General features: G+C 38.3%; 9 protein-coding genes. 3 read left to right on the top strand and 6 right to left on the bottom strand.

Annotated elements, in window-relative coordinates; genetic code table 11:
• The 6 genes from B3P17_RS02580 to B3P17_RS02555 all read right to left on the bottom strand — a co-directional run.
• On the bottom strand, nt 1-1002 hold a 1002-nt coding region (locus tag B3P17_RS02580), incomplete at its 3' end, for a PSP1 domain-containing protein (RefSeq protein ID WP_291103145.1).
• A gap of 58 nt (nt 1003-1060) precedes the next feature.
• Complete coding sequence (holB, locus tag B3P17_RS02575) at nt 1061-2188, bottom strand: DNA polymerase III subunit delta' (RefSeq protein WP_252638311.1); 1128 nt, start codon at nt 2186-2188, stop codon at nt 1061-1063.
• Nucleotides 2189-2360: 172 nt separating this feature from the next.
• Nucleotides 2361-3311, bottom strand: a complete 951-nt coding sequence (locus B3P17_RS02570; protein ID WP_135103415.1) for a methylenetetrahydrofolate reductase — start codon at nt 3309-3311, stop codon at nt 2361-2363.
• A gap of 5 nt (nt 3312-3316) precedes the next feature.
• Nucleotides 3317-4654: an RIP metalloprotease RseP gene (gene rseP, locus B3P17_RS02565; protein WP_252638312.1), complete on the bottom strand. Its 1338-nt coding sequence runs from the start codon at nt 4652-4654 to the stop codon at nt 3317-3319.
• Between the two features lie 17 nt (nt 4655-4671).
• The gene (locus tag B3P17_RS02560; RefSeq protein WP_252638313.1) at nt 4672-5820 is read right to left on the bottom strand and encodes a 1-deoxy-D-xylulose-5-phosphate reductoisomerase; all 1149 of its coding nucleotides are present in this window, start codon (nt 5818-5820) and stop codon (nt 4672-4674) included.
• Between the two features lie 28 nt (nt 5821-5848).
• Nucleotides 5849-6721 carry a murein hydrolase activator EnvC family protein gene (locus tag B3P17_RS02555; RefSeq protein ID WP_135103411.1) on the bottom strand — a complete coding sequence of 291 codons (873 nt, stop codon included), beginning with the start codon at nt 6719-6721 and terminating at the stop codon, nt 5849-5851.
• A 270-nt stretch (nt 6722-6991) separates the two neighbouring features.
• Between B3P17_RS02555 and spt the strand changes: the two genes are divergently transcribed.
• The 3 genes from spt to B3P17_RS02540 all read left to right on the top strand — a co-directional run bounded on the left by spt (nt 6992) and on the right by B3P17_RS02540 (nt 10843).
• On the top strand, nt 6992-8197 hold the full coding sequence (gene spt / locus B3P17_RS02550; protein ID WP_252638314.1) for a serine palmitoyltransferase: 1206 nt from the start codon (nt 6992-6994) through the stop codon (nt 8195-8197).
• A gap of 96 nt (nt 8198-8293) precedes the next feature.
• Nucleotides 8294-9598 (top strand): gliding motility-associated C-terminal domain-containing protein, encoded by a 1305-nt coding sequence (locus tag B3P17_RS02545; RefSeq protein ID WP_291103138.1) that lies wholly within the window; start codon nt 8294-8296, stop codon nt 9596-9598.
• Between the two features lie 426 nt (nt 9599-10024).
• Complete coding sequence (locus B3P17_RS02540) at nt 10025-10843, top strand: alpha/beta hydrolase (protein ID WP_252638316.1); 819 nt, start codon at nt 10025-10027, stop codon at nt 10841-10843.
• Nucleotides 10844-10936: the final 93 nt, after the last annotated feature.

Raw genomic sequence — 10936 nt, 5'->3', positions numbered from 1 at the left:
CTCAAGAATCACTTCGCGGGATGGCAATTTTCGTTGAGCCTCTACGTAAGTATCTACTTCAAAATTCAGACAACATTTGAGCTTACCGCATTGCCCCGCCAATTTCTGAGGATTGAGTGGAATATCTTGCAATCGAGCGGCTGATGTAGACACCGAGATAAAGTTAGACATCGAACTGGAACAACAAAGTTCTCGCCCACAAGGGCCAATGCCACCCACTCTACCGGCTTCCTGACGTGCTCCGATCTGCTTCATTTCTATTTTCACACGAAACTCGGAAGCATATACTTTTATCAATTGGCGAAAGTCGACACGCTCGTCTGCTATATAATAAAAAATAGCCTTGTTCCCATCTCCTTGATATTCGACATCACTGATCTTCATCGCAAGATTAAGTTCTTCGGCTATCTCTCTCGAACGAAGCATTGTTTTATGCTCTTTCGATTTAGCGTCTTCCCATTTCTCAATATCGTTTTGTTTAGCTATACGATAAATGCGCTTAGTCTCTCCACGATAGTTATTCTTTAGCATTTGAAGTTTCACCAGTTTACCGGTAAGCGTTACTTCTCCAATATCGTGTCCCGGTGTGGCTTCTACTGCAACGATATCTCCTCTGAATAGTTCTATATTATTGCTGTTGAGATAATAGCCTTTACGTGTATTTTTAAATTGAACCTCAACCATCTGCGACTCACCCGGTATCTCCGGAAGATCTTCAAGCCAATTGTAAACTTCCAGTTTATTAGTTCCGCTGCAACATCCGCCTTTCTTTGACTGGCAACCGCCCCCCGATTGGCAACCACAGCCGCCTCCCGACTGACAGCCGCAACCTCCACCAGATTGACAACCACACGTTTTAGTTACCGCCTGCTTCTGCGATTCGCTAGTAGCGACTGTAACAAGTGCCTTTCGGTTTGCCCTGGCACAAGTACACCCTATCGGGGTTTTGCAAGTGCCCTGACAGTCCATGGCAGGATTAAATGTATTTTGATTTGAATCCATTGTTATTCATTTTAATTAATTAAGACAAAGCCCCTTTTCTAGCTTTGTGGGTTTATATTTATTGTTTAATCAGCATTGTTATTTTCAGACAAAGATCGAAAAACACCATCTTAGCGTTTACATTTTGTTCTATATGTCTTTCTGCCAGAGCCAGTTCATCCATAAAACCTACAATATTACGTTCATTGATAAACGGCGCAAAGCGTATTCCAAAATTAGCCTCATCTTGAGCCAAATAGGTAATTTCGGGCTGATGCAAGTTACTTACAAAATATTCGCGAACCATGCGCTGACTATATATCAGGAAGCTTTTTTGATTCTCCCGTCCTATTGCTGCCAATTCATTACCGATAGTCTTTATTTCCTTTATGTTACGAGCATAAGAAGCTCTCATCATCTGCACAAACAGATTGAAAAAAAACTTATGTTCTTCGTTCAGGCTGATCGTTTCCACAGCCTTCAGGTAACTACCTTTCGATAAATGTGCAACAGTAGTTGCATCATCAGACAAGATATTATATTCAGATTCGAGAGCCTGCACAATATCACATTCGGCTACACCATGAACATTAATACGCTGGCAACGAGACTGAATAGTTGTTATAATATTATCCGGTGTATCGGACACAAGCAGAAATATAGTATTATCTGTCGGTTCTTCTATTATCTTCAGCAACTTGTTTGCACAAGACTCATGCATCTTTTCGGGAAGCCAGATAATCATTATTTTATATTTAGCCTCATATATACGAAGGCTCAACTTACGCAGGATCTCCTCGCTTTCCTTCGCATAAATAAGCCCTTGAGAATTCTCAGCATCTATATGATCTAACCACTGGGTAAGGTTAAAATAATAGTTGTGTTGCTTTACAAATTCTCTCCAATCGGCTATATAATCATCACAAACCTCTTTTTTCTTCGCTGCTTTCTTTACGATAGGGAAAACAAAGTGAAGATCGGGATGAGTCAAATGAGCATATTTAACACAAGATGCACATTTTCCGCACGAATCGTTATTCGTCGGATTTTCACAGTTCAGATATTGGGCGTAAGCCAACGCTAAAGGGAATTTACCGACTCCCTCAGGTCCGCAAAAAAGCTGAGCATGGGGAATAAACCCCTTCCTTGCCGATGTGACAAGCCTCTCTTTTACTTCACTCTGCCCTACAATATCTTTAAAAAACATTCTTTTTCAGTTATCTGTCACACATCAAAAGTAACAAACCTTTAGAAACATAAAAAATTAATATTCAAATATTTATTTTCAAAAGGTGACAAAAGTGACAGAATAAACGTCTATTTTGTTGTTACTTTATTGTTACCTTTTTTATAAGAACTCTCTTATATAAAGATAAATTCTAATAAATCTCTTTAGCAATACGTCTTACACTCTCCGTTGCAAGCAAAGAATAAAAGTGTATACTAGGAACTCCATATTCAATAAGCTCCTTAGACTGCTTAATACCCCACTCTATTCCAACTTCTTTTGCGTCGTCATCGGTCTTACATTTTCTTAGTTCAACGGCTAACTCCTCGGGTATGCTCGAACGGAATATTCTTGGCAATACTTCCAGCTGGCTCATCAAAACAATAGGCTTCACACCCGGTATGATAGGCTGCGTAATTCCTGCTTCTCTACACTTTTCTACAAATGAGAAATATTTCTGATTATCAAAAAACATTTGAGTGACAAAATATTCTGCACCATTGTCTGCTTTTTGCTTCATATAGAAAATATCGGATTCTGCGCTGACCGCATCTTCATGAACCTCAGGATAACATGCCATCCCGTAAGAAAAAGGAGTTGCATTTTTTTCGAATAAACTTCCATCTGCTGCAATACCTTCATTGAAGTTATTCACCTGTAGTTGAAGATCTGTAGCATATTCGTTCCGGTTAGGATATATCTGTTCAGGTGCAAGTCGTTTTGTATCGCCTCTAAGCAGTAGAAGGTTTTGCACATGCAAGAAGTTGAGATCGATAAGCGCATATTCAGTTTCCTCCTGAGAGAACCCTTTGCATATCATGTGCGGAACAGCTGTCACATTGTATTTGTGCTGAATAGAAGCCGCAATAGCCACAGAACCGGGACGCTTGCGTATATTCACCCTTTTTACTGTACCATCGGGCATTTGCTGATCGAGGTACTCGCTATGGTGAGTTGTTATATTTATATACTGAGGATCAAACTCAATTAGCTTATCTATTATATTATATACTTTCTCTACATTGTTCCCCTTCAACGGAGGAAGAATTTCGAAAGAGAAAGCCGTTTTATCACTTTTATTGATTAATTCTGTAATAGTCATATTTTTTACTTGAAAAAGATTCTGATTATATCATTCCCATTTGCCACCACGAGCAAGAGCAATAAGAAAATCATACCTGCCATCTGAGCTCTTTCCATAAATTTCTCGTTCGGTTGTCGTCTTGTAATGACCTCATACAACAAGAACATGATATGGCCGCCATCCAGAGCGGGAATAGGCAATATATTCATAAATGCAAGAACGATAGATAGAAACGCAGTCATCGACCAGAAAGCATGCCAGTCCCAAGCAGGTGGGAAAAGGTTACCAATTCCGGCAAAGCCACTCAGATTTTGTACCCCTTTAGAAGAAAACACAAAACGCATCTGAGCAACGTAGCCTTTCAGCGTTTCCACACCAAGAACCGCACCTGATGGTATCGCTTTCAAGAAACTAAACTTATCTGTCTTAACTTCGTATATAGGACTTACACCACCTATCCCTATTTTATTTTCATCGTTTACTAAGACTTTCACTGTTGCGGTTAGTGAGTCTCGCATATAAGTGATTGCTATATGTTTTCCTTTATTTTCTTTTTTAGAGATTTCTCCCGAAAGCTGCATCCAAGATGTCACATTATTTCCGTTTACAGAAAGAATACTATCTCCTTTTTGTAAACCGGCCGCTTTAGCAGCATCGGATACTGTATCCAGACGTGTTGATGTCCAATAGTAATATGGCGGTTGCAGGTCTTCAGCACCAATAACATTTTCCGCAAATTTTTCGGGCATAGTCAAAGTCACCTGTTTGCCTTCGCGTTCTACAACAACCTGTTTCGCATCAAGGAACTGCATAAAGGTATTCATGTTCAACACGCCACTGCGGTTGTTCATATCCTTGCCATCTATGCTAAGAATGATATCACGTTCTTGGTATCCGCCCAATTCTTTTGCCGTCTGAGAAAATGTCATACCATTTTTCACCGACTTTACAGGGATGTAAGAGTCTCCCCACGAAAATAGGATTATTCCATATATGATTATTGCTAATATAAAGTTAAACAGCACTCCGCCAACCATCACCAATAGTCTCTGCCATGCCGGTTTGGAACGAAATTCCCAAGGCTGTGCAGGTTGCGCCATCTGTTCCTTGTCCATAGACTCATCTATCATTCCCGATATCTTCACATAGCCACCTAGTGGCAACCAACCGATACCATACTCTGTATCGCTGTTTTTGGGTTTAAATTTAAACAGCGAGAACCATGGATTGAAGAAAAGATAGAACTTTTCGACTCTTATTTTGAAAAGGCGGGCAAAAAGAAAGTGCCCGAACTCGTGTATAACAACAAGTATAGATAAACTTAATATTAGTTGTAACGCCTTAATTAAAATAGTTTCCATTAAAAATTATTATAGTGTTATTTGATAAACTCTTTTGCTATATAGCGAGCCTCTGTGTCTGTCTGCACATAGTCGTCATAGGTTGGTGTATGTACAAAAGATACCTTCTGCATTGTTTTTTCTATCACGTCACTCATTTCCAAAAAGCCGACTTTGTCGTGTAAAAATGCCTCAACAGCAATCTCATTCGCAGCATTCATTATACATGCCATATTTCCTTTGAGCCTTGCCGCCTCAAAAGCAAAAGCCAGATTACGGAATCTGTCTGTGTCGGGTTTTTCGAAAGTCATTGTTTGCAGCTTAAAGAAATCAAGCCTTTCAAAATTCGACTTTAACCGTTTGGGATAAGCAAGTGCATATTGTATCGGCAGATGCATATCCGGCAAGCCCAGCTGAGCGATAATAGACGCATCTTCGAACTGCACCATAGAATGGATGATTGATTGGGGATGTACCACCACTTCAATCTGGTCGGGTTCGACACCGAATAGCCATTTGGCTTCTATCATCTCCAAGCCTTTGTTCATCAATGAGGCTGAATCGATAGTTACCTTTGCACCCATATCCCAGTTGGGATGCTTTAGGGCTTCTTTTTTAGTAACGCTTTGCAGCTGCTCTTTCGAATGTTTACGAAATGGCCCACCCGAAGCAGTTAATAATATTTTTTCTATTTGAGAATTCTCCCCATTCAGGCACTGAAATATCGCAGAATGCTCCGAATCGACAGGGAGAATAGGTACTTTATTTTCTATAGCTAAGTTTGTAATTAGCTCTCCTGCAACAACGAGAGTCTCTTTGTTGGCAAGCGCAATCGCCTTTTTTGCTTTGATTGCATTTATCGTAGGTTTCAAGCCCGAATAGCCTACCATAGCCGTCAAAACCATATTGATAGGTTCGCTCTCCACCACTTGTGCGATAGCATCACATCCACACCAAACCTTTAGAGGAAGATCAGATAAAGCATCTTTTACGTACGCATATTTTTCCTCGTTGGCAATCACTACTACCTCGGGCATAAACTCGCGAGCCTGCGTGATTAGTAAATCTGCATTATTATTGGCTGTAAGTGCATATATCTCAAACTCGTCTTTGTGTTCCCTGATCACATCAAGAGCCTGTGTTCCTATAGAGCCGGTAGAGCCAAGTATTGCAATATTTCGTTTCATGTATATTCTATTTCTTTCTGGGCTTTTATTAAAAAGCTATATAATCTTCAGGGTTTACAGGGTTTCCTTTATACCAAAGCTCAAAACCGAGAACTAAATCAGCATTGTCTTTAGCCTTGCCATCACCGATAACGGCAATCGCTTCTCCGGTACGAACTTTATCCCCTACTTTTTTTAGAAGTAACGTATTGTTCTTATAAATTGAGACGAACCCATTTTTATGTTGAATTTGCATAGTATATCCTGTTGTAAAATCATAACCTGAGAAAACAACTGTACCTTCAAGTACTGCCAAAACAGTTTCCTGAGATGCTACTTTCAGATTAATACCATATCGGTCGTTTGACGGATTGAATTTACTAATTACCAATCCTTTCAATGGCTTAAAGAAAACGACACCTTCCATCGGCCCCGAAGCAGTAGGAGAGATAACGGATAAATTATACCGCTCTTTATCTTCATAGCGATCTACAAAAACTTTCTCTTTCTCTGTCCTTTTCAACAAAGGATCATTTTCCGAAACGGATATCGTATCGGTTATTTTCACAGAATCAACATCCAGAACGCCGGTAAAAACATTCTTCAGGTTATTGATATATGCCTCCTGATAGTTGAGTTGTTGCTGGAGCGAATCAACCCTGATAGCAGCTCTCAAAGCCTTTTCTCTGACTTCAGCATCGAGATATCCGGGCAGATAATATCGTATAGGTGTAGCGATAATAAGGAACGAGGTAATAGTAACCAGAGATATTGCAAATAACAAAAACAACACACCTCCTGAAAACATGGATGCCTTTATGCTCCATACTTCCTCAAGTGTATTTTCGTTCATTACAGAAAGACGGTACTTGAAATGTAACCGCTTCCATATATCATGTTTGTTCTTTTTCTTCTTAACCATTCATTTTTTTGATCACGCTACTACTGATGGTGCGCCTATACACTTTGTACACAAGACACACTATAGACCAAGCTACAAATTTAAGAAAAAAAGCGATATACCTTTACCTGAAGCCACACAAGATTAGGTCAAATAGTCCTTTTTTTAAATATTTAATTCAAAATGATTACAATCTTATTTTTTTTAGCTATTTTTGCAGCCTGCATTTTAGTGAAATAACGTGATTTTATTACATGCAGCTATAATAATTACATTTGTTATAAGTTTAATATGAGTCTATTAACTGATAAGTTGTATCGGTATGACGCAGCACGAAATACACGAGCTGCAGGTATTTACCCTTATTTTAGAGAAATCCAAAGCGACCAGGATACAGAAGTTGTTATCAACGGAAAAAAAGTATTGATGTTCGGGTCAAATGCCTATCTGGGGCTTACTAATCATCCAAAAGTAAAAGAAGCAGCAATCAATGCTACTAAAAAATACGGAACGGGCATGGCCGGTTCCCGTTTTTTGAATGGGACATTAGATATCCACGTAGAACTAGAAAAAAAGCTGGCTAAATTTGTTGGAAAAGAAGATGCTATCGTTTACTCCACAGGATTTAACGTAAACCAAGGTGTTATTTCATGTATCACCGGACGTGAAGATTATATCTTATGGGATGAATTGGATCACGCTTCTATCATAGAAGGTGCACGAGTATCTTATTCTACCAAACTTAAGTTCCGTCACAACGATATGGATTCTTTGGAAAAGCAACTTCAAAGATGTGAACCGGATAAGGTTAAACTAATCGTTATTGATGGTGTGTTCAGTATGGAAGGGGATGTGGCACATCTTCCTGAAATAATTGAATTAGCAAAAAAATACAATGCAAGTGTAATGGTTGACGAAGCTCACAGTCTAGGTGTGTTAGGAAGCAATTATAGTGGAAAAGGGCTTGTCGATCAATGTGGACTTGTCGATGATGTCGAACTCATTATGGGAACTTTCAGTAAATCGCTAGCTTCGATTGGCGGCTTCATTGCAGGTAACGAAATAATACTTGATTATCTACGTCACAATTCCCGTCCATACATCTTTACCGCGAGTGCTACTCCTGCTGCAACAGCTGCAGCCAGCGCAGCATTGGATATCATAATATCTGAACCGGAAAGAATAAAAGCATTGTGGGATATTACGCATTATGCATTAGATGGCTTCCGTGAGCGCGGATTTGAAATAGGGCACACATCTACACCTATTATTCCTCTATTTATCAGAGATAATGAGAAAACATTCCTGATTACAAAACTTCTTTTCGAAGAAGGCATATTTGTAAATCCTGTAGTATCTCCGGCTGTTGCGCCAAGCGATACTTTGATTCGTTTCTCTCTTATGGCTACACACACAAAAGAACAGGTAGACATTGCTTTTGAGAAAATAGAATCAATATTCAAAAAAATGGGAGTATTATTACATGCAAAAGCCTAAAAAAGGGTAGAGCAAAAGAATATACTTCAAATATAAAATAAGAAAACCCTCTGTCCGTTAAAAGATAGAGGGTTTTTCCTTTCTTCGAATATACTTATGAGAAAGTCTATCTTTTTAATAACCTTATTGGTTTTTACGGCCTCAATATTTGCACAAACCTATACAGTTTCGGGAGGGTTGGGAACACCTTACGCTTATAAAAAAGAATCAGGTCAAAGCCTTACCGGCACAGGAATAGAAGAAGTGTATCTATTCAACACTTTTGCAGGCGCTACAATAAAGTATAGTTCATCGTCTATTTCGGTCAGATTTTACAAATACAAACAATCTTTTGGAGATAAAACACAAATTCCGGACTCCGATATCTCAACAACATCGATCAACGGAAATTCTACATATACTGTATCAAATCTGGAAGATGGATACGGCTATTTTGCAGAAGACAATAATATTGCCAAAAGCACTGTTTGGATTATTGATTATAACCAACATAAATCAATACTAAGCTCCATCGAAGCCAGAGAAAATGATGATAAATGTCAATTTCTTAAATTACTAATTGGAAAAACAGAAGATAAACTATTCTTCTATACAACAAATGGAAGCAGAAGAGAAATCCCCCGAAGATATACTGTCAGCTACGACATTCAAGAATGGGACGAAAACAACAAGGCTTTTGTAAAAAACATAAGAACCTTAAATATAGATACTGAAGAAATGATAGATGCTCCTTTAATGAACACCATCTTCAACCTCAAAGGGGATCAATTTGCAGACTACTTCAAGATGCCACATGAGAAGAGTTCGCAAGAATACAATGCTATTGCTGTAGAAGGACATATTGTAGCAGAGCAAGAAGGAAAAAATAATGGGGAAATAGGAAGTTCCGCACCTGTCACAGTCAACTTATATGGACGGGGAAGTGATGCAGCTTATTTCTATACATGGAGTATATATAACAAGGAAGATACCGCAAACTATATTGTACGCTATACAGGTAGTGATGTAAAAAAGTACACCTTCGAAAAAGATGGTAATTATATCATAAAACTCGAAGTGGCTAATAATGCCGATCAGTCCGCAACTTGTGCTAATATAAGCACTTTAGAACTTAACATAGAAGAATCTGACATTCAAGCCCCTAACTTTTTTTCTCCGGGAGGGACTACAAATGCCGAATTTAAGGTTTACTACAAATCCATCGTGAAGTTTAAGTGTACCATTTTCAACCGTTGGGGAGTAAAAATATATCAATGGAACGACCCATCGAAAGGTTGGGATGGAAGACACAACGGAAAGTATGTATCCACCGGTGTTTACTATTACGTGATAGAGTATACCAACTCGAAAGGAAGACGCAAAAGTATGGGTGGAGACATAAATGTTTTACGCAGAAACTAGAATAGATAGCTCTCCATCCAAAGCCCATAGATACCAAGAATCTTTTTAGAATATACATACTACTTACTATCAGCTTTCACAAGAAATATCTCATCCTTTTGTCGAGAGTTCGGCCCTTTCTATCGATTATTATTTTCCGCTATATAATTTGTATATAATTTTGTTTCGAAAGATAAATCAAAAGAATCTCTATATATAAAAGTCAGAAAACCTGAAAATAAGAATAATACTAACAAAAGATAGGAATAAGTTAATAAGTTAAGTTCAGTAAGATTGAGGAATCAATCTAAAGATAAAAGTGGTCAGGGATGCCCGCTTTTATTTTTTATACTCTTATTAACTCTGTGTTTATCCCCATTTATTTTATCAAAAAACTAAAAATCTATACCTTTATCACAAATTCTTCTACTTAATATAATTCATGTCATGAAAAAAGGTATTCTTTTGATCTTTTGGTTATGTGCAATATCAACCTTTGCACAAAATTCTGTTAGTAACGAGTATAAAACGGATAAAGATATATCCTATATCAGTCCGAACGAAAAAGATAATTATCGAAAGGAGCGTTGTAAGCTTGACGTATATTATCCCGTAAATAAGAAAGATTTCCCTGTTGTTGTATGGTTTCACGGCGGAGGACTCGAAGGTGGAGAAAAAGGAATACCTAACGAACTAAAGAATAAAGGTATTGCTGTAGTAGCTGTTAACTACCGTCTGAGCCCGAAAGCAACAAATCCGGCTTATATCGAAGATGCTGCGGCATCCATTGCCTGGGTATTCAATAATATAGCATCTTACGGAGGCAGCACCAAAGATATTTATGTATCGGGACATTCGGCAGGAGGATATCTGACCCTGATGGTCGGTTTAGATAAAAGTTACCTTGAAAAATATGGAGTAGATGCCGATAAGATTAAAGGACTTATACCTATCAGCGGACAAACAAATACACATTTCACCATCCGAAAGGAAAGAGGCATACCATATAATATCCCAATTATTGACGAATACGCTCCTCTAAATAAGGCAAGAACCGGTATCCCTCCCACTTTACTAATTACAGGTGATCGTAAACTCGAGTTAACAGCCAGATACGAAGAAAACGCGCATTTAGAAGCTATTCTAAAATCGCTGAATAACAAAGATGTTGTATTATATGAGCTACAAGGATTCGATCATGGCAACGTATATGCTCCGGGATGTTATTTGATGCTGGACTGGATAAAGAAACACAGTAAATTATAATATAGTAAGTAAGCGATTAAAAGTGTTTTTCGTTATTTCCTTGTCAGTTTTAGAATGACAAAGAGAATAATTGATAACGAAAAACACTTTTAA

The organism is Dysgonomonas sp. UBA7630 (genome assembly GCF_002483985.1).
Classification (GTDB): Bacteria; Bacteroidota; Bacteroidia; order Bacteroidales; family Dysgonomonadaceae; genus Dysgonomonas.
The sequence above is the reverse complement of the archived record's forward strand: the minus strand, read 5'-3'. Positions and strand labels throughout refer to the sequence as shown.